General features: G+C 73.1%; 8 protein-coding genes. 4 read left to right on the top strand and 4 right to left on the bottom strand.

Going from position 1 to position 20,996, the window contains the following annotated elements; translation table 11 throughout:
• Window positions 1-123 precede the first annotated feature (123 nt).
• On the top strand, window positions 124-651 hold the full coding sequence (locus tag WMF31_RS17995; protein ID WP_436603127.1) for an HD domain-containing protein: 528 nt from the start codon (window positions 124-126) through the stop codon (window positions 649-651).
• Window positions 652-1,128: 477 nt separating this feature from the next.
• On the opposite strand, the gene WMF31_RS17990 is transcribed toward WMF31_RS17995, so the two are convergent.
• The 4 genes from WMF31_RS17990 to WMF31_RS17975 form a co-directional block, all read right to left on the bottom strand.
• Window positions 1,129-2,268: a cytochrome c biogenesis protein/redoxin gene (locus tag WMF31_RS17990; RefSeq protein WP_436603126.1), complete on the bottom strand. Its 1,140-nt coding sequence runs from the start codon at window positions 2,266-2,268 to the stop codon at window positions 1,129-1,131.
• A complete protein-coding gene (locus WMF31_RS17985; RefSeq protein WP_436603125.1) occupies window positions 2,265-3,089 on the bottom strand; it encodes an anti-sigma factor family protein in 825 nt (274 codons plus the stop codon). Before WMF31_RS17985 ends, WMF31_RS17990 begins: the two co-directional genes overlap by 4 nt.
• Window positions 3,029-3,613: an RNA polymerase sigma factor gene (locus WMF31_RS17980; RefSeq protein WP_436603124.1), complete on the bottom strand. Its 585-nt coding sequence runs from the start codon at window positions 3,611-3,613 to the stop codon at window positions 3,029-3,031. The genes WMF31_RS17985 and WMF31_RS17980 overlap by 61 nt, the downstream gene beginning before the upstream one ends.
• A gap of 221 nt (window positions 3,614-3,834) precedes the next feature.
• On the bottom strand, window positions 3,835-7,380 hold the full coding sequence (locus WMF31_RS17975; protein WP_436603123.1) for an SNF2-related protein: 3,546 nt from the start codon (window positions 7,378-7,380) through the stop codon (window positions 3,835-3,837).
• Between the two features lie 200 nt (window positions 7,381-7,580).
• Between WMF31_RS17975 and WMF31_RS17970 the strand changes: the two genes are divergently transcribed.
• The 3 genes from WMF31_RS17970 (at window position 7,581) to WMF31_RS17960 (ending at window position 20,996) form a co-directional block, all read left to right on the top strand.
• Complete coding sequence (locus WMF31_RS17970) at window positions 7,581-10,316, top strand: bifunctional acetate--CoA ligase family protein/GNAT family N-acetyltransferase (protein ID WP_436603122.1); 2,736 nt, start codon at window positions 7,581-7,583, stop codon at window positions 10,314-10,316.
• 223 nt (window positions 10,317-10,539) lie between these two features.
• On the top strand, window positions 10,540-15,591 hold the full coding sequence (locus tag WMF31_RS17965) for an AAA family ATPase (RefSeq protein WP_436603121.1): 5,052 nt from the start codon (window positions 10,540-10,542) through the stop codon (window positions 15,589-15,591).
• Between the two features lie 245 nt (window positions 15,592-15,836).
• On the top strand, window positions 15,837-20,996 hold the full coding sequence (locus WMF31_RS17960) for an AAA family ATPase (protein ID WP_436603120.1): 5,160 nt from the start codon (window positions 15,837-15,839) through the stop codon (window positions 20,994-20,996).

Raw genomic sequence — 20,996 nt, 5'->3', positions numbered from 1 at the left:
TGAAAATTCGATCCAGCCCCCCATCCGACCCCATCAACCTGCATCAAAATTCACCCCGGACGTTCGCTCACCGGGCCGGATTCCCCCTGTGCACGCCGGGCTCGACTCCTCTACGCTGGAACCATGCCGGAACCCCCTGCTCCCACGCCCTCGACCGGCGCGAAGGCCGACCAGCACGCCATCGAGGCGGCGGCGCAACGCCTCGCGGAGGAACGACACGCCGCCCAGCGGTACGGCAAGCTGCCGTACGTCGTGCACCTCGCCCAGGTCCGCGCGGTGCTCTCGGCGTACGGGTACGGCGGAGCGCTCGGCGTCGCCGCCTGGCTGCACGACACCGTGGAAGACACCGACACCACGCGCGAGGAGATCGCCGCGCGCTTCGGCGAGGAGGTCGCGGCGCTCGTGTGGGCGGTGACCGGGACCGGCGAGAGCCGCAAGGAACGAAACCGATCCGCCTACGAGAAGATCCGGAAGCACCCGCAGGCCGCGATCCTCAAGCTGGCCGACCGGATCGCGAACGTGGAAGCGTCGCGAGAGCACCCGGACAAACGCGCGATGTACCGCGACGAGCACGAGGCCTTCGAGCGAGCCCTGGCCGGCCTGGGAGATCCGCGCATGTGGGCCAGGCTCCGGGCAGCGCTCCTCGCCTGAGCGCGCCCCGGAGGCGAGATGCGCCGCTCCCGCCCCCAGAGCGCAAGCCCCTCTGGGAAAAGGAGCGATGACGTGCGGCCCGGAGGGCGGAGATGGCGATTCCCAGGCTGGATGGACAACATCGCCGCCCTTCCCGTGCGCGCCTGCCAAGGGGGCTGCGCGCCCGCCATGCGCGCCTGCCAAGGGGGCTACAAGCCTACCTCTACTGCGGGAAGTCGGCCTGGAGAGCGAACCGCCATGCCGCCAAGGGCGCCAAGAAATAAGGGTAACAGGAGGGGAAATGCTGGGACGGCCCTCCCCCTCTCCTCTTGGCGGCCCTGGCGTCTTGGCGGTTCTTCTGCTGATCCGGGGCAACTTCCCGCAGCAGCGCTACAAGCCTACCGTCCTCTCCCGAGAAAGGCCCCGCGTGACATCCCAGCTCCGGGACCTGGCCCGCCGGCCCGCGAATGCGCTCGCGCGATCCCCACACCGGATCCGTCAGAGCGTCGGGGGGCAAGCCTCGCCGCGGACGTCTCCGAACAGGCTCGCGAGGCGCTCGCGAGGGAGCTCGCCCACGGCGCGCTCCACCTCCTGCCCGGCCGCGTCGATGCCGAGGAACGTCGGCACGAAGTGCACGCCGTAGCGGGCCGCGAGCGCCCGCCCGCGCGGCTCGTCGACCCGGATCCGCAGCAGGGTGCCGGCCTCCTTGGCGCAGCGCGCCTCGAGCTCCCTCACGAGCGGCGCCATGCGCTTGCAGACGGCGCAATCGGCGCTCTCGAACTCGACCAGGCGAGGCTGCCCCACGGGGAGCGCGACGTCGCCCTGCGCCAGAGCAGCGCCCTCCTCCACCCCCACCCCGCACGCCCCCGCGGGGCCGCCGTCGCACCCGCACGCCCCCTCGGGGCCGCCCTCGCACGGCGCCCCCTCCGCCGCGACCGCCGCGGGCCCCGGCGTGAAGGCGTCCAGGCGGCCGCTGGCGAACGCGATCCCGAGCGCCACGAGCAGCGCGCCCATCACGCGCTGCAGCGTCGGCGTGGCCGGCGCCACCCGCCGGGCGAGCGCGATGGCCGTGGGCGCCGCGAAGGCGGCCGCCACGAGGGGCGCCGCGAGCCCCGCCGCGTAGGCGCCGAGCTGGATCGCGCCGCGGAGCGGATCGGCCCCCGCGCTGGCCGCGTACGTCAGCGCCGCGCCGAGCACCGGGCCGACGCACGGCGTCCACCCCGCCGCGAAGCCGACGCCGAAGAGCAGGCCCCCCCAGAAGCCGTCCGCGCGCGGGAGGCGGGTGAGCAGCGGGCGCGCCTCGCGATCGAGCCACGGGAGGCGCAGCACGCCGAGGAGCTTCGCGCCGAAGAGCGCCATGAGCACGCCGGCCGCCACGACCAGCGCGCGCCGGTGGGCCCCGAGCCCCCCGGCGATCGCCGACGCGAAGGCGCCGAGCGCGACGAGCACGAGCGTGAGGCCGAGCGCGAACCCGAGGCCGGCGGCGCGCACGCGGCGCGTCGTCGCGCCGTCCGGACCGCCGTTCACCCCCGCGCCGCCGAGGGTCGCGAGGTACACGGGGAGCAACGGGAGGACGCAGGGCGACGCGAACGTCAACAGCCCCGCGCCGAACAGCGTCAGCAGCGAACCGATCGTCATGGATCCCTCGTGATGGACAGGTCAGCGCCCGCGAGCGCCGGCGCGAGCGCCGCCGCGTCGACCTCGGCCACGGCCAGCATCGGCTGCGCCACGCTCTTCGCGCAGATCACGTTGCCGAGCGGCCCCCTCGTGCACCCCACGCCGCCGCCCGCGAGGGCGCGCGCGGCCGTCGCCGCCCCGGAGCTCGGCGGCGGGACGAACACCGTGAGCGGGCTTTCCCCGCTCGTGTACATGAGCGCCGCCGTGCGCGTGCCCTCGATCTGGCAGAGGCGCGCGCCGAGCAGCCGGGCCCCGGGCAGCGCCGGGACCGTCACGGCGTAGCCGAGCCGGCCCTCGAGCCAGCCGGCGACGGCGTCCGGGTCCGACGACTCGATGTCGCACGGACGCTCGCGCGCGAACCCGCGCACGTGGTGCGTCACGAGCTCGTCGGCCATCGCCGCGCTCACGCCCCGGCCCGGGCCGCCGACGAGCAGCGCGGCGACGCCCGCCGCGGCGGCGAGCCCCGCCGTGATCGCCCACGGCCACGCGCGCGGGGCGCGCGCCCTGCGCGCAGCAGCCTCGGCGCGCTCGCGCACGCGCGGCGGGACCTCCGGGTCCGCCCCGCGCGCCGCATGCTCGGCGCGCTCGCGCACGCGCGGCGGGACCTCCGGGTCCGCCCTCGCGACGAGCGCGCGCCGCACGCGACCGAGCGCCTCCGCGGCGCCCCGGCACGGCGCGCAGCCGGCGAGGTGCGCCTCGATCCGCGCCGCGTCCTCGGGCGTCACCTCGCCGTCGTGCCACGCTGAGATGTTCTCGAACCAGTCGTCGTCGCACCCTGCCATGACGTCACCTCGCGCCGCTCGGAGAGGCGCTCGATCAGCGCGCGCCGCGCCCTCGAGAGCCGTGATCGCACCGTGCCCACCGGGCACCCCTTCAGCTCGGCGATCTCCTCGTACGAGAGATCCTCGACCTCCCGCAGGAGCAGCGCCTCGCGCCACTCCTGCGGCAAGCTCGTGAGCGCCCGCTCCACCTCGTCGTCGAGCCCGCGCTCGACGATCTCCGCCTCCAGGTCGCCCCGCGGCTCCGGCACCGACTCGGCGCCGCGGCCCCCCTCGATCACCTCGAGGCGCTGCCGCGCGCCGCGCGTCGCGTTGAGCAGCACCGATCGCTCGACGCGGAGCAGCCACGCGCGCATGCGCTCCTCGTCGCGCAGGTCGGCGCGCCGCTCGATCGCGCGCACCACCGTCGCCTGCACGAGATCCTCCGCGTCCTCTTGCGAGCGGGTCAGACGGCGCGCGGCGCGCAGGAGGCTCGGCAGCTCCGCGAGGAGCCGGTCGACGAACGAGGAGCGGGAAAACGAAGGCACTGGGTCGGACCGAGAGGAGGAGAGCCGTACGCCGTCTCCTCTCCCAGGACACGCCGGGCGATGCAAAAAGTTCCCGCGCCGAGCGCCGAGCGCCGAGCGCCGAGCGTCGAACGCCGGCGCGGCGCGGCGCGGCGCGAGCACGACGTTTCCGCCCGAGAGGTTGGCGAGCACCCACCTCCCCTCGCGCGCGGCGCGCGTGTCGCCTGCCCCCCCTGCCCCGCCTACCCGCCCCGCGCCTCCGGCCCGGGCGGCCGGGAGAGCAGCCCCACGAGATCCTCGGTCGAGAGCCGGGCCGCCTCGTCCTTGCCGCGCAGGACCTCGGCCACCAGCGAGCGCTTCTCGGCGTGCAGCGCCAGCATCTTCTCCTCGATCGTCCCCAGCGCCACCAGGCGGTAGATGGTGACCGGCCGCGTCTGGCCCAGCCGGTGCGCCCGGTCCGAGGCCTGGTCCTCGACCGCGGGGTTCCACCACGGGTCGAGGTGGATGACGTTCGTGGCCGCGGTGAGGTTGAGGCCGAACCCCCCCGCCTTGAGCGAGATGAGGAACAGCGGCGCCGTGCCCTCCTGGAACGCGCACACCCGCTCGGCCCGCGCCGCGCGCGGCGTCCGGCCGTCGAGGTAGACGTACGCGACGCCGCGCGCCTCGAGCGCCTCGCGCACGAGCGCGAGGTGCGAGGTGAACTGGCTGAAGACGAGCGCGCGCTGCCCCTCGGCGCAGAGCTCCTCGACGAGCTCCAAAAAGCGCGCGAGCTTGGACGAGCCGAGCTCGGAGCGCGGGTCGTGCAGGCGCGGGTGCGAGGCGAGCAGCCTGAGCCGCGTGAGCGCGGCGAGGACCTCGACGCGCCGCTCCTGCTGCCGCAGCGCCGACCTCCGCGACTCGAGATCGGAGAGGGCCGCGAGGCGCGCGTCCTCGTAGCGCTGCCACTCGGCGCTCGAGAGCACGACCGGCACGCGCACCTCGGTGCGCGCCGGCAGCTCGGCCTCGACCTCGGCCTTCGTCCGCCGGAGGAGGAACGGGGCGAGCACGCGGGCGAGCGCGGGCGCCGCGGCCGGGTCGGCCTGCCGCTCGATCGGCGCGGCGTAGCGGCTCCGGAACGACTCCCAGCCGCCCAGGAGGCCGGGGAAGACGACCGCGAACAGGCTCCAGAGCTCGCCGAGGTGGTTCTCGATCGGCGTGCCCGAGAGCGCGCACCGGAAGTCCGCCTGGAGCGCCCGCGCGGCCCGGACGCGCTGGGTGGTCGCGTTCTTCAGGGCCTGGGCCTCGTCGAAGACGACCGTCGCGAAGCGCCGGGCGGACAGGCGCGCGGCGTCACGGACGAGCAGGCCGTAGCTGAGCACCAGCACGTCGCCCGGCCCGAGCCACTCGAGCGCGTCGTCGCGGTCGGCCGCCTCCGCGTAGAGCGTGAGCCGCAGGGAGGGCGCGAAGCGCTCCGCCTCGGCCACCCAGTTGAAGGCCACGGAGGTGGGGGCGACCACGAGCGCGGGCCCGAGCTCGCGGCGATCGAGCAGCAAGGCGAGGGCCTGCACGGTCTTGCCGAGGCCCATGTCGTCGGCGAGCACGCCCCCCGCGCCCCACGCCGCGAGCCGCGAGAGCCAGCGGAAGCCGTCGACCTGGTAGGGGCGGAGCTCGGCCCGGAGCGCCTCCGGGACCGCGGGCGAGAGCTCCCGCGCCGCGGCGACGCGCTCGACGAGCCGCCGGAAGGCGGCGTCCGCCTCGAGCGCGGCGCCGTCGGCCTCGAGCGCCCGCAGCGCCTCGGCGGCCGAGAGGCCCACCGAGAGGCCGTGCTGCGAGGCGTGGACGTGGTCCGACAGGCGCTCCAGGTGGCGGCGCAGGGCCTCGCTCAGCTCCACGTAGGTGTGGGCCGTGACCTCCACGTAGCGCTCCTTGCGCCGCGCCGAGTCGAGCAGCCGGGCCAGCGTCACCCGCTCGCCCTCCACGCTCAGGCCGCCGAGGACGCCGAACCACGCGCGCCGCCGCTCGAGCACGACCTTGAGCGCTCCGGGGCCGCCCGCGCCCACGACGCGCAGGGGCGTGCCCACCCACTCGAGCTCGGGCGGGGGCGCGCGCCGCGCGCAGGCGGCGACGAGATCCAGCGCCCCCTCCGCGCTCGCGAAGCGGAACTGGAACCTCAGCGGAAGCGCCTCGGCCCCGGCCAGCGGGAGCTCGGCGGCGAGCGCCCGGAAGGCGTCCGCCTCCCGGTCGAGGTCGCGCACCGCGTGCAGGGCCCGCTCGCCGCGCCGCGCGAGCACGTCGCGCGCGCCCTCGCCCGGCACGAGGGCCGGGCTCTCGGGGAGCGGCCGCACGCGGAGCTCGACCTCGACCGCGCCGGCCGGCTGGGGCGTGAGGCGCAGGACCGGCGCGAGCGCCGCGGGGACCGACTCGCCCATGACGCTGCGGGGCATGGCGACCGGGAGGCGCTGCGCCCACCGCGCGAGCGCGCCGAGCAGGGCGCCGCGGCTCTCCGGCGGGAAGACGTGGCCCTCGCGCTGGAGCACGCCGAGCAGCGCGCGGAGCTCCGGCTTGACGTCGAGGAGCGTGAGCCGCCGCGCGTCCCTGTCCCAGTCCCAGAGGAAGAGCGCCTCCTCGGGCCGGGCCCGGCGCACGCGATCGAGCAGCGCGGCGGGCAGCGCCGTCCCGTCGACGCCGGCGCTCACCCGCACGGCGCCGCCGCGCTCCTCCGCCACGAGGCCCACCGGCGCGCGCTCGATGCGCACCGCGACGTCGGGCGCCTCGCCGAGGACGAGGCGCGGGTGGCCGATGAGGGCCTCGAGCAGCGCCCGCGAGGCGAGGCCGTCGCCGTCGGGCAGGAGCGCGGCGACGCGGGCGTCGTCGGCGGAGAGCTTCGCGCCGTGCTCCTGGAGGAGGCGCCGGCGGGTGAGGCGCGTGCCCGCGCCGCCGCGCTGGCCCTTCCTGTTCAGGCGGTGGAGCCAGGGCGCGACCTCGACGCGGGCGTCGTCGAGGACGTCGAGGCGAAAGGTGATCTCGACGCCGGCGCGCGCCGCGGGGCTCTCGTCGAGGGCCCTGTCGAGCAGGAGGAGGGTGCGCTCCCAGGCGGGTCGATCGAGCTCCGCGAGCGCCTCGAAGAAGGCGTCGCCGGGGGGCTGGCGCAGCCAGCGCAGCGCGGCGTCGATGGCGGCGAGCGCGTGGACGCAGGCGCTCGCGCCGCAGGTGCACTCGGCGCGGAGCGCGCCGGGCGCGAGGCACAGCCGGGCCTCGGGCACGACGAAGCCGGGCGAAGCGGGCAGCGCCGACTCGAACGGCCGCGGGTCGTCGAGGCGGAAGCCGGGCAGCGCGGCGTCGAACCGGAGCGCGCCGGCCGCGAGCGCCCGGGCGGGGCGCGGGGCCACGGCGTCGGGCACGCGCGCGCGGAGCTCGCGGAGGCGCGCGTGGACGGCGCGGGCCCGCGGCTCCTCGGGCGGCTCGAGCAGCGCGGGGAGCGCCGCGCGCGCCTCGTCCGCCTCGGCGCGCGCGTCCTCGAGGAAGCGAGCGACCAGGGACGGCAGGGCGTCCCGGAGGCGCGAGGGCGAGAGCCACGCGCGCGCGCCCGCGAGCGCCTCGGCGCTCGCGAGCTCGGTGAGGCGCCGCCGCGCGCCGAGCGCCCGCAGCTCGGGCCAGAGGGCGGGGTCGACGCCCGGCGCCAGCGCCTCGAGGTTGAGCCGGGCGACGTGGGTGATGCCGTGCTGCGAGAGCCAGGCGAGGAGGGCGGCGTGGGTCGCGAAGGGCGCCGTCCGCGCGACGGGCGCGGCGGCCTCGGGGGCGTGGGCCATGGGGGGTGGATGTGGAATGAGCGGGAAAGAGAGAACCGCAAGGGCGCAAGGGGCGCAAGGGACGAATCTGCATCTTCCCGCGCCCGCCCGCGCCCCGGAGACGGCCGATGCATCCCGCCCGGCACCATGGCAAGACAGCCGCCGGTGTCCCCGGGCGATGCGCCCGGAAGCGCCCGCCGCACACCCCTGCGAGGAGCCTCATGGTGGATCCCCTGCCCAAGACGGACCGTGCCCACGACGTGCTTCACCAGCAGTTTCACAGCCTGGATCCGATCTTCAAGCCCCGGAACGTCGCCGTCCTCGGCGCGACCGAGAGCAGCGGCGCCGTCGGCCGCACGGTGCTCTGGAACCTGATCAGCAACCCGTTCGGAGGGACCGTGTTTCCGGTGAACCCGAAGCGGGCCAGCGTCCTCGGCATCAAGGCGTACCCGAACATCGCCGCCGTGCCGGCCAGGGTGGACCTGGCGGTCATCGTCACGCCGGCCGCGACCGTGCCGGGGCTCATCGGCGAGTGCGTGGACGCCGGGGTCCCCGGCGCGATCGTCATCTCGGCCGGCTTCAAGGAGCTGGGCGCGCCGGGCGCGGCGCTCGAGCAGCGGATCATGGAGCGCGCCCGCGGCAAGATGCGTATCATCGGCCCGAACTGCCTCGGCGTCATGAACCCGATCGGCGGGCTCAACGCCACGTTCGCGAAGGGGCAGGCGCGGCCCGGCAAGGTGGCGTTCATCAGCCAGTCCGGCGCGCTCTGCACGGCGGTGCTCGACTGGAGCCTGAAGGAGCAGGTCGGCTTCAGCGCTTTCGTCAGCATCGGCTCGATGCTCGACGTGGGCTGGGGCGATCTCATCGATTATCTCGGCAACGACCCCAAGACCACCAGCATCCTCATCTACATGGAGTCGATCGGCGACGCGCGGTCGTTCCTGTCGGCCGCCCGCGAGGTGGCGCTCAACAAACCGATCATCGTGATCAAGCCCGGTCGCAGCGAGGCGGCCGCGAAGGCGGCGGCGTCGCACACAGGGTCGCTCACCGGCTCGGACGAGGTGCTCGACGCGGCGTTCCGCCGCGTGGGCGTGCTGCGCGTGAACGACATCGCCGACCTGTTCTCCATGGCCGAGACGCTGGCCAAGCAGCCGCGGCCGCGCGGCAACCGGCTCTGCATCGTCACCAACGCCGGCGGCCCGGGCGTGCTCGCGACCGACGCCCTCGTCGCGCACGGCGGCGAGCCGGCGCCGCTCTCGCCCGGGATCGTGAACGAGCTGAACGGCTTCCTCCCCGCCGCCTGGAGCCACAACAACCCCGTCGACGTGCTCGGCGACGCCGGCGCCGACCGGTACGCGAGGGCCCTTCAGGTCTGCGCCAAGGACCCGGACAACGACGGCGTGCTCGTCATCCTCACCCCGCAGGACATGACCGAATCCACCCAGACCGCCGAGGCCCTGCGCAAGCTCGCGCAGCTCGACGGCAAGCCGGTCCTGGCGAGCTGGATGGGCGGCGTGGAGGTGGAGGCGGGCAAATCGATCCTGAACCGCGCCGGCATCCCGACGTTCGAGTACCCCGACGTCGCCGCGCGCGCGTTCTGCTCCATGTACCGCTACACGTACAACCTCAGGGGCCTGTACGAGACGCCGAGCCCGGACGAGCGGGCGGTGGGGGTCGATCGCGAGAGGGCCAGCGCGCTCGTCGCCGCCGCCCGAGCGTCCGGCCGGACGCTGATGGACGAGCACGAGTCCAAGCAGCTCCTGGCCGCGTACGGCATCCCAACGGTGCCGACGGCCACCGCCGGGACCGCGGACGAGGCCGCGGCCGCGGCCCGGCAGATGGGGTATCCGGTCGTCCTCAAGGTGTACAGCAAGACGATCACCCACAAGACCGACGTGGGCGGCGTGAAGCTCGACCTCGCCGACGAGGGCGCCGTCCGCCGGGCGTTCGACGAGATCCGGGAGAGCGTCTCCCGGATGGCCGGCGCGCAGCACTTCCAGGGTGTGACGGTGCAGCCGATGATCTCGCTGAAGGATGCTTACGAGATCATCCTCGGCAGCTCCATCGATCCTCAGTTCGGCCCGGTGCTCCTGTTCGGGGCCGGCGGGCAGCTCGTGGAGGTCTTCCGGGACCGCTCGCTCGGCCTGCCGCCGCTCAACGCGACGCTGGCCCGGCGCATGATGGAACAGACCAGGATCTACCGCGCCCTCAAGGGCGTGCGCGGCCGCGCGCCGGTGGACCTCGAGGCGCTGGAGCACCTGCTCGTGCGGTTCTCGCAGATGGTGATCGAGCAGCGGTGGATCGGCGAGATCGACATCAACCCTCTGGCCGTGAGCGCCGATCGCGTGATCGCCCTCGACGCGCGGGTCGTCCTGCACCCGCCCGACACACCGGAGTCGGCGCTCCCGCGGTCGGCGATCCGCGAGTATCCCACACAGTACGTGACCGAGATCACGAGCAAGGACGGACAGCGCTTCACGATCCGCCCGATCCGGCCCGAGGACGAGCCGCTCCTCGTCAAGTTTCACCAGAAGCTCTCGGAGCGGACCGTGCGGCTGCGGTACTTCTACCCGATGCAGCTCGATCGGCGCACGGCGCACGAGCGGCTGACGCGGGTCTGCTTCGTGGACTACGACCGCGAGATGGCGCTGGTCGTCGAGCGGCCGCCCGCGGGCGGCGCGGAGCGCGAGATCATCGGCGTCGCCCGGCTGAGCAAGCTGCCGGGCACGGACGACTCGGAGTTCGCCATCCTGGTCAGCGACGAGCACCAGAACAAGGGGCTCGGGTCGAGGCTCCTCGGCATGCTCGTCCAGATCGCCCGCGACGAGCGGCTCGCCCGCATCAGCGCCGACATCATGGCCGAGAATCAGGAGATGCAGCGCGTCGCGCAGAAGCTCGGGTTCCGGCTGGCGCGCGATCTGGAGGACTCGACCGTGAGGGCCGAGCTCACGCTCTAGAGCCCCTGTTGCGCCGCCCACATCCGCGGCCGCGCCCCGTCCAGCGACAGCGCGCGCGCACATCGACCTCTCCCCCGATCCATGATGGCGTAAACGCGGTGAGGCGCGTGGCGCGGGCCCACTCCTGGTCACGCGCGGCAGCACAGATTGGGCTTGACAGGACGCATGGCGCCTGCGTCTTCTAGGTGTTCACATCGACGTTCGAAGACGGAGAGAGCTCGAGATGGCGGGCGCAGCGTTTCATGTGCCTCGGTTCACGATCACCTCGGAGATCCAGCAGGGCTCCGACGCCGTGCTGTACCGCGGCCACCGAGACGCCGATCGTGCGCCGGTGGTGATCAAGCTCCCGAGGAGCGATCGCCCCGACCCGAAGGTGCTCGCCAAGCTCAGACACGAGCATGGCATCCTGAAGGATCTCTCGCTGACAGGCGTCGTGAGGACTCACGGCCTCGAGAAGCACGGCGGCGGCCTCGCGCTCATCCTCGAAGACTTCGGCGGCACCCCTCTCAACATCCTCCTGAAGACGCGGAGGCTCGATCTCGAGTCCACGCTGAGGATCGCCTCCTCGGTGGCGGACGCGCTGGCGTCCATCCACCGGCACGGCGTCATCCACAAGGACATCAAGCCGCACAACATCCTCGTTCGTCCAGACACGTGGTCGGCGCAGCTCATCGACTTCGGGATCGCCACCCGGCTCTCGCGGGAGACCCAGGGCGCCGGGCGCCCCGACACGCTGGAGGGGACGCTGGCGTACATGTCCCCGGAGCAGACGGGCCGGATGAACCGGGTCCTCGACGACCGCACCGACCTGTACTCCTTCGGCGTCACCCTGTACGAGATGTTGACCGGCGCCCTCCCCTTCCCGTCGACGGATCCGGTGGAGCTCGTCCACAGCCATATCGCGCGGAGGCCGGTCCCTCCGCACGAGGTCTCGCCCGAGACCCCGCGGGTCGTCTCCGACATCGTGATGAAGCTCCTCTCCAAGGCCGCGGAGGATCGCTACGAGACCGCGAGCGGGCTCAAGGCCGATCTGGACGAGTGCCTGGCGACGCTCTCGTCGACGGGCCGCATCACGCCATTTCCGCTCGGCCGGCACGACCGGTCGGGCAAGCTCCGCCTGCCGCAGAGGCTCTATGGGCGCGAGGCGGAGGTGGCGGCGCTCGGGAGCGCGTGGCAGCGCGCGACCCAGGGCGCGGCCGAGCTCCTTCTGGTCTCCGGCTATGCGGGCGTCGGCAAATCGGCGCTGATCCAGGAGATACACCAGCTCATCGCCCGCGACGGGGGCGATTTCATCGCGGGGAAGTTCGATCAGCTCGACCGCGGCACGCCGTACGCGCCGATCGCGCACGCGTTCCGGGAGCTCGTCCGGAAGCGCCTCGCGGAGCCGCGCGAGGCGCTCGCGGGCTGGAAGAGGCGCCTGCAGCTCGCCCTCGGCGCGAACGGGCAGCTCCTCGTCGACCTCGTGCCCGAGCTCGAGTTCCTGGTCGGGCCGCAGCCGAGCGTCCCGCCGCTCGGGCCCACGGAGTCGCAGAACCGCTTCGCGCTCCTCTTCCAGCGCTTCCTGCGCGCCATCGCCACCCGGGACCGTCCGCTGGCGGTCTTCCTGGACGATCTCCAGTGGATCGATCCGGCCTCCTTGAACCTCATCGAGCAGATGATGTCGGATCCGGACCGCGGTCACCTGCTCGTGCTGGCGGCCTATCGTGACAACGAGGTGGACGGGGCCCACCCGCTGACGCTCACCCTGGAGCGGCTCCGGAAGGCCGGGGCCGCCGTGTCGGAGATCGGGCTAGGGCCGCTCTCCCTGCCGGACGCCACGCAGCTCGTCGCCGACGCCTTGGGCTGCGACAAGGGGCCGATCGCGCCGCTCGCAGCGCTGGTGTGGGATAAGACGCACGGCAATCCATTCTTCCTGAACCAGTTCCTCGGAGCGCTCGAGCAGGAGGAGCTCCTCGCCTTCGACGCGCCCTCGGGCCGATGGACCTGGGATATCGAGCGCATCCGGCGGCGGATGGTCACGGACAACGTGGTCGACTTCATGGCGGGCAAGATCCTGCGCCTGCCGGAGCGCACCCGTCACGCGTTGAGCCTCGCCGCCTGCATGGGTCACCGGTTCGACCTGAGCTCGCTCTCGATCCTCTGCGAGCGATCGCCGGCCGAGGTCGCCGCGGATCTCTGGGAGGCGCTGCGCGAGGGCCTCGTCCTGCCCCTCCACGCCGAGTACCGCTTCCTGGACGGCCGCGCGGAGCAGGACGCGGCGGTCTCCGAGATGTTCCACGTCGCCTACAGGTTCGTGCACGACCGGGTGCAGCAGGCGGCCTATTCGCTCGTCGGGGAGGCCGAGAAACAGGCGGCGCACCTCAGGATCGGGCGGCTCCTCCGGGCGAGGAGCGACGCCGAGCCGCGGGACGAGACGCTGTTCGAGATCGCGAACCACCTGAACCTCGGCGCCGCGCTGATCGAGGATCCGGGCGAGCGGCGCGGCCTCGCGCGCCTCGATCTCGCCGCGGGCCGGAAGGCCAAGGCGTCCGCGGCTTACCAGGCGGCCGCCGGCTACTTCCGGGCCGGCCTGTCCCTGCTCGGCGCGACGGCCTGGGAGGAGGAGCACGCGCTCGTGTTCGCGCTCCACATGGAGCGGGCCGAGTGCGAGTACGCGATCGGGGCGTTCGACGCCGTGGAGTCCTCGCTCGACCCCCTCCTCGGACATGCGAAATCCCAGGTCGACGTGGTGCGGGTCCGAAGGCTCAGCATCGCTGTTTGCTGCGCGAGGAACCAGTTCGAGAGGGCCATCGAGGTCGGCCGGGCGGCGCTCTCGCGCTTCGGGATCGAGCTGCCCGAGACCCCCGAGGCGTGCCAGGCGGCGGCGGACGCGGAGATCGCGCGGGCGCAGGCGATGCTGGTCGGGCGGCGGATCGAGGATCTGCTGCACGCGCCCCTGATGACCGATCCCGACAAGAAGGCGGCGATGCCGATCCTGAGGATCCTGGCCCCCGTCGCCTACATGGTCGACGCCAGGCTCGTCGCCTTCATCATGGCCAGGGAGATGACGCTCTCCCTGCAATACGGCCTCTCGGAGCAGTCGCCCGGCATCTTCGGAGCGTATGCCGTCCTCCTGAGCGGCTGGCTGAGCTCGTACGAGCAAGCGTACAAGTTCGCCAGGCTCGCCCTGGACCTCTGCGAGCGGTTCAACGCCGTCGAGCAGAGGTGCCAGGTGAGCTTCATCTTCGGGCAGGTCAACGCCTTCTGGCGGCCGCTCCGGTCGTCGCTCGACCACTTCGAGCAGGCCATCCACGCGGGGCTCGAGTCGGGCGATCTCATCTTCCTCGCCTACAGCGCTCACCGCTGCCTCGACTTCCGGCTGGGCCTGGGCGACGAGCTCGGCGCGGTGGAGGCGGAGGCCGACCGGTACCTCGCGCTGATGCAGCGGACCAAGACCCCGCTCACCGAGGTCATCCTGCGGATCAGCAAGCAGATGATCGCGAACCTCGCGGGGCGCACCAGGGGCCGCGCCACGCTCAGCGACGAGGCCTTCGACGAGGGGTCGTTCGTCGCGACGCTGGGGCAGCCCGGCATGACGATGGCCGCGGCCTGGTACTACGCGGTCAAGATGCAGCTCGCGACCCTGTACGGGGAGCACGAGGAGGCCCTCGCGATGGCGCGCCTCGGGGACGCGCAGAACGCGGTCGCCAACGGCACCTACGCCGAGACGGACCGGGTCTTCTTCCTCTGCCTGGCCCAGTGCGGGAGCTACCCGGCGAGGCCGGCGGCCGAGCAGCGGGAGATCGCGGAGCGGCTCGCGGACCACCAGCGACAGATCGCGGAGTGGGCGGAGAGCTGCCCCGAGAACTTCCTGCACAAGAAGCTGCTCGTCGAGGCGGAGCGGGCGCGGATCGAGGGCGACGAGCTCAGGGCCATGGGCCTCTACGACGCGGCCATCGAGGCCGCGGGGCAGAACGAGTTCTTCCACCACGAGGCGCTGGCCAGCGAGCTCGCCGCGCGGTTTCACCTGAAGAGCGGGAGGAAGAAGATCGCGTCCGGCTACATGCGGGATGCGATCCAGGGCTACCTGCGGTGGGGCGCGACGGCGAAGGCGGCCGCTCTCGCCGAGGAGCACCCGCACCTCTCGCGGCAGCCGGCGGCGGCGCCCGCCGCGGACGGCGTCGATCTCGTCACGAGGACGACGACGGGCAGGGGGTCCGCGATCCTCGACACGGTCACGATCAGCCGGGCCGCGCAGACGATCGCCGGCGAGATCGTCCTGGAGCGGATCATCGACCGCCTGCTGAGGCTCGTGATCGAGCACGCGGGCGCGCAGCGAGGCGTCCTGCTGCTCCAGCAGGACGGCCGGCTCACGCTCGACGCCACGATCACAATCGACCCCCACAGGGTCACGATCGGCCCCCCCGTCCCGGCGGAGACCAGCGCGGATGTCGCGCTCTCGGTCGTGCATTACGTCGAGAGGACCCGGGAGCCCGTGGTCCTCGGCGACGCGTCCAGCGAGGGCTGCTTCGCCGGGGACCCCTACATCGCCGAGAGGCGGCCGAGATCGCTCCTTTGCCTGCCCATGATGCACAAGGGAGAGCTCACGGGGCTCCTCTATCTGGAGAACAACGCCGCGACCGAGGTCTTCACCCCGGCCCGGCTCGACCTGTGCGCGCTCCTGTCGGCGCAGGCCGCCATCGCCGTCGAGAACGCGCGGCTCGTCGCGCGCGCGGAGGCCGCGGCGCGCGAGCTCGGGCGCGTGAACGAGGCGCTGGAGGACCGGATCGCCCACCGCACGGCGGAGCTCCACCAGGCCAACGAGCGCCTCGTCCTCGAGCTCCGCGAGCGCGAGCGCGCGGAGCAGGAGCGGGCGGCGCTCCAGGAAGAGATCATCCGGGTGCAGACGGAGCGGCTGTCGGAGATGTCGACGCCGCTCATCCCGATCACCGACCGGGTCATGGTGATGCCCCTCATCGGGACCGTGGACGAGGCGCGGGCGCGCCAGGTGATCGAGACCACGCTCGACGGGGCTCAGCGATGCAGCGCGGCGGTGGTGATCATCGACATCACCGGCGTGAAGGTCGTCGACACGCATGTCGCCGCGATGCTGGTGCGGGCGGCGACCGCGCTGCGGCTCATCGGAGCACAGGCGGTGCTCACGGGCATGCGCCCCGAGGTGGCGCGGACGTTCGTCGAGCTCGACGTCGCGCTCCAGTCCATCGTGGTCAAGGGGAGCCTCCAGAGCGGCATCGCGTTCGCGCTCCACCGCCTGGGTCAAGATCGACTGCGATAGCCGCCGCGGGGCGATGTCTCTTGCAGATCGCGCGGAGGCGACCGCCCCGTGAGGCCGGGCCCATCTCCAGCCCCGACCCCGATCACCGTACGAGCGAGCGAGCGAGCGAGCGAGCGAGAACGGACACCCCAGATTTCGAGTGCATCGCGTCGCGCCAGACAGGCTAACATGCAGATCCTCCTGCATGTGCCACGCCGCAATCGCGGTCCGGTGGATTACACATCATACATCGGGGGATCCACAGAATGCTGCTCGAGCTGCCGGGCTACACGCTCACCACCAGGATCTACGAGGGCTCCGAGACCGTCCTCTACCGCGGCCGCCGGGATGCCGACGGCGCGCCGGTCGCGATCAAGGTCACCAGGAACGAGTACCCGACCGGAAGGGAGCTGGCCAGGCTGCGGCGCGAGTTCGCGCTCCTCCGGCAGATCGACGACGTGCCCGGCGTGGTGCACGCGTACGCGCTGGAGCGGTGCGGCAGGAGCCTGGCGCTCGTGATGGAGGACCTCGGCGAGACCTCGCTTCACGACCTGCTCGCCGAGCAGGGGCGGCTCGACGTGGAGGCGGCCCTGAGGATCGCCGCCTCGCTCGCCGACACCCTCGAAGCCCTCCACGGGCGCGACGTCATCCACAAGGACGTCAAGCCGCGCAACATCATGATCGACAGGTCGACGAGCGCGCCCCGCCTGGTGGATTTCGGCATCTCGACCTGCCTCGCGCGCGAGACCGCATCGGCGGCGACCCCCGACGCGCTGGAGGGGACTCTGGCTTACATGTCCCCCGAGCAGACGGGCCGGGTCAACCGGGCCGTCGACCTGCGCACCGATCTCTACTCGCTGGGCGTCACGCTCCACGAGATGCTGGCGGGCGCGCCGCCGTTCTCCGCCGCCGACCCGATGGAGCTCGTCCACAGCCACATCGCGCGCGCGCCGGCGCCGCTGCACGAGCTCTCGAAGGGGGTGCCAGAGGCCCTGTCCGACGTGGTGCTGAGGCTCCTCTCGAAGACGCCGGAGGAGCGTTATCAGAGCGCGCGCGGGCTCAAGGCCGACCTGGAAGCGTGCCTGTCGCAATGGACGGCGACGGGCCGGATCGATCCGTTCCCGCTGGGGCGGCAAGACCGGACGGGCGCGCTCCGCATCCCGCAGAAGCTGTACGGCCGCGAGCGGGAGGTCGCGGCGCTCCTGTCCGCCTTCGAACGCGTGCGGGAGGGCGCGCCCGAGCTCATCCTGATCAGCGGCTACTCCGGCGTCGGCAAGTCGGCGCTGGTGAACGAGCTCCACAAGCCCATCGCCCAGCGCGGCGGCGCCCTCGTGCACGGCAAGTTCGATCCGCAGAGCCGCGACACCCCCCTCGCGCCGGTGGTGGACGCCCTCCGCGAGCTCGTCCGCCAGGTCCTCACCGAGCCGCCGGCCGCGCTCGACGCGTGGAGGACCGCGCTCCTCGACGCCGTCGGGCGGAGCGGGCGGCTGCTCACCGAGCTCCTCCCCGAGCTCGAGCTCGTGATCGGCCCGCAGCCCGAGGTGCCGGCGCTCGGGCCAGCCGAGGCGCGCAACCGCTTCGATCTCGTGATGCGGCGCTTCGTGCTCGTGTTCGCGACGGCGGAGCGCCCCTTGGTCCTCTTCCTCGACGACCTGCAGTGGGCCGATCCGGCCTCGCTCCGGCTGCTCGGCCTGCTGCTCGGCGACAAGGACCGCGGGCACGTCCTCCTCGTCGGCGCCTATCGGGACAACGAGGTGGACGGGGCCCACCCGCTGACATCGACGCTCGACGAGCTCCGGAAGGCGGGCGTGGCGATGACCGAGCTCACGTTGCGCCCGCTCTCGCCGCCCACGGTGACGCAGATCCTCATCGAGACGCTCCACAGGGACGAGCGCGACGTCGAGGAGCTCTCCGCGGTGATCTTCGAGAAGACCCAGGGCAATCCGTTCTTCTTGAGCCAGTTCCTGGACGCGCTCCACGAGGCGCAGAGCCTCTGGTTCGACGCGGGGACCGGCGCCTTCCGCTGGGACCTCGCGCGCGTCCGGGGGGCCCTCGCGACCGATAACGTCATCGATCTCGTGCTGAGCAAGCTGCACCGCCTCGCGCCCGGCACGCAGCGCGCCCTCTCGCTCGCGGCGTGCATCGGCCACGAGCTCGATCTCCCCGCGCTCTCGGTCATCCATGGCAAGCCGCCGGCCGAGACGGCCGCCGATCTGTGGGAGGCGCTGCGCGAGGGGCTCCTCGTGCCGCAGGGCGGTGATTACCGGCTCCTCGACGCGAACCATGGAGTCGAGCCGGGCTCGGACGTCGTCGATCTCGATATCTCCTACCGGTTCCTGCACGATCGGGTGCGAGAGGCCGCCTACAGGCTCATCCCCGACGAGCGCAAGGAGGAGGTGCACCTGTCGATCGGCCGGCTGCTCTGGGCCCGGAGCGGGGAGCCTCCGGCCGACCGCGATGTCCTGGAGATCGTCCGTCACCTCCGCCTGAGCGCCCGCGGGATCACCGACCCGGCGGAGCGGCTTGCCGCGGCCCGGCTCGACCTGCGCGCGGGCAGGACGGCGAAGGCCCGCGCGGCCTACGGCGCCGCGGCCGACCACTTCACCGCCGGCCTCGAGCGGCTCGGCGAAGGCGGCTGGGAGCGCGACGCCGCGCTCTCGTTCGACCTCCACATCGAGGCCGCGGAGTGCCTGTTCCTGAGCGGCAGGACCGAGCAGGCAGAGCCGCTGCTCGACGCGCTCTTGCAGCGCGCCCCCTCCCGCCTGGAGCGGGCGCGGGTCCACCGCCTGCGGGTGATCCTGTACTCCACGGTCACGAACTTCAGCGGCGCCGTGCGCGCGGGGCTCGCCGGGCTCGAGTGCCTCGGCGTGCCCCTGCCCGCGACGTCGGACGAGCAGAAGGCGGCCTTCGGCCGCGAGCTCGAGCAGGCCGCCGCGGCCCTGCAGGGCCGCCGCGTCGAGGACCTCATCGACGCTCCGGAGATGGACGACCCCGAGCAAAGGGCGGTGCTCCAGCTCTTCATCGACGTGATCTCGCCGATGATGCACGTCGAGCTCGATCTCTTCTTGCTGAGCGTCCTCAGGCTCGTGAACCTGTCCTTGACGCACGGGCACTGCGATCTCTCGGCGTACGGCTACATGGCCTATGGCTACCTGCTCTCCCTTTACCTCGGGCGTCCGGACGAGGGCCACGCGTTCGGGAAGCTCTCGCTCGCCCTGAACGAGAAGTTCCCGAATCAGGCCCTCTCCGTCAAGCTGGCCACGAGCCTGGGCATCTACTGGCACCTCCGCGAGCCGATCCGCGCCGCGATCGCCCTCCTCGACGACGGGCGCAAGGCCGCGCTGGAGTGCGGGGATCACGAGAAGCTCGTGGAGAACTGCCATCTCACGATCGCGTTCAAGCTCCTGTCGGGGTATCCGCTCGACGAGATCGAGGGGGAGATCGAGCGGTTCCTGACGCTCCTGCAGCGCACCCGGAGCGCGCGGCCCCTCGCGGACCTGACCGTCGCCTACAAACAGGGGGTCGCCTGCCTCAAGGGGCGCACCCAGAAGAGGACCTGTCTGAGCGACGGGAGCTTCGACGAGGACGCCTACCGGGCGAGGCTCGCGGAGGAGGAGCGGCCCACGGTCGTCTTCGACTTCCACCTGGTCAAGCTGCTCCTCCACGTCCTCCACGGGGAGCACGGGGCCGCGGGCGCGCACATCGAGGCGCTCGACGGCGTGACCGTGTTCGCGAGCGGCAGCTACCTCGCCGCGGCGCGGCTCCAGTTCTACGCGTGCCTCTCGCTGCTCTCGCTCCCTCCCGCCGAGACGCCGGGCGAGGCGGAGCGCCGCGGGTCGTCGCTCGCCCGCCGCAAGGCCAGGCTCGCGGAGTTCGCGGCGGGCTGCCCCGCGAATTTCCAGCACCTCTCGCTGCTCGTCGAGGCCGAGGAGGCGCGCCGGGCCGGCAAGCACGACGAGGCCGCGGGCCTCTTCGATCGCGCGATCACCCTCGCCAGGGAGAGCGACGCCCGGCACGACGAGGCCCTCGCGAACGAGCGGTGCGCGATGATGTACCTCGCCCTGGGGAGGCCCAAGGCGGCGCGCGGCTACCTGAGCGACGCGTACCACGGGTACCTGCACTGGGGCGCGCTCGCCAAGGCAGAGGAGCTGGAGAGAGCGCACGGCGACGCGCTGCTCCTCCCCGCCGCCGGGGGGCGGCGCGCGACCACGTCTCGCTCCTCCGCGAGCACCACGACCATGAACACGACCCTCCTGGGTCACACGCTGATGGGCAACCTCCGCGACGCCGCCCTGATCGTCCAGGCCGCGCGGATCATCGCGCAGGAGAGCGACCTCCCGAAGGTGATCGAGCGGCTCGCGAAGATCGTGCTCGAGAGCGCCGGCGCCGAGCGGGGCGCGCTCCTCCTCGATCGGGACGAGCAGCTCTTCGTCGAGGCGACGTTCGGCGTGAGCCCCGAGCGCCTGCGCGTGGGGCCGAGCGCGCCGCTCGACGCGTCCGCCGGCCTCGCGCGCAGCGTGGCGCTCCTCGTGGCCCGCACCCGCGAGCCGCTCGTCCTCGACGACGCCCGCGACGACCGGCGCTTCGCGGCCGACCCGCACGTCGCGGCCGACGCCGTCCAGTCCGTCCTCTGCCTGCCGCTCCTCTACCAGGACCGCCTGACCGGCGTGCTCTACCTGGAGAACAACCGGGTGTCGGCCGCCTTCGACGCGGCCCGCGTCGAGCTGCTCCAGCTCGTCTCCTCCCAGGCCGCCATCGCGATCGAGAACGCGCGGCGGGTCGCGGAGATCCGCGCCGCCAACGCGCGGGTCCGGCGCGTCAACGAGCGGCTCGAGGCGGAGATCGCGCAGCGGACGGAGGAGCTCCGCGTGGCCAACGGCGAGCTCACCGCCGCGAACGAGCGCCTCCGGCTCGAGCTCGTCCAGCGCGAGGAGGCGGAGAGCGCGCGCGCCGCGCTGCAACAGCAGATGTTCGAGGCGCAGCAGGTCCGGCTCGCGGAGATGTCGACCCCCTTCATCCCGATCACCGATCAGATCATGGTGATGCCGCTGATCGGCACCGTCGACGCCGAGCGGGCGGCGCAGGTGCTGGAGGCCGCGCTCCGCGGCGCGGAGCAGCGGGGCGCGCGCGTCGTGATCCTGGACGTCACCGGCATCCGGCGGATGGACATCACCGTGGTCCGCACCCTCCTCGGCTGCGCGGCCGCGCTGCGCCTCCTCGGGACGCAGGCCGTGCTCACCGGCATCCGCCCCGAGGTGGCCCGGACCATGGTCGAGCTCGGCACCGACCTCACGGCGATCGTCACGAGGGGCACGCTCCAGAGCGGCATCGCCCACGCGCTCCGCCTCACCGGCGAGCTCGTCGGCCACGGGCCCTCCGCTCCTCGGAGCGGCGCCCCCGGGCCGCGGAGCGCTCCCGCGGGCTGA

The sequence above is a fragment of the Sorangium sp. So ce1036 genome (assembly GCF_051369805.1).
GTDB lineage: Bacteria > Myxococcota_A > Polyangia > Polyangiales > Polyangiaceae > Sorangium > Sorangium cellulosum_F.
Note: the sequence above shows the minus strand (reverse complement) of the source record. Positions and strands in the feature narration are given on the sequence as shown.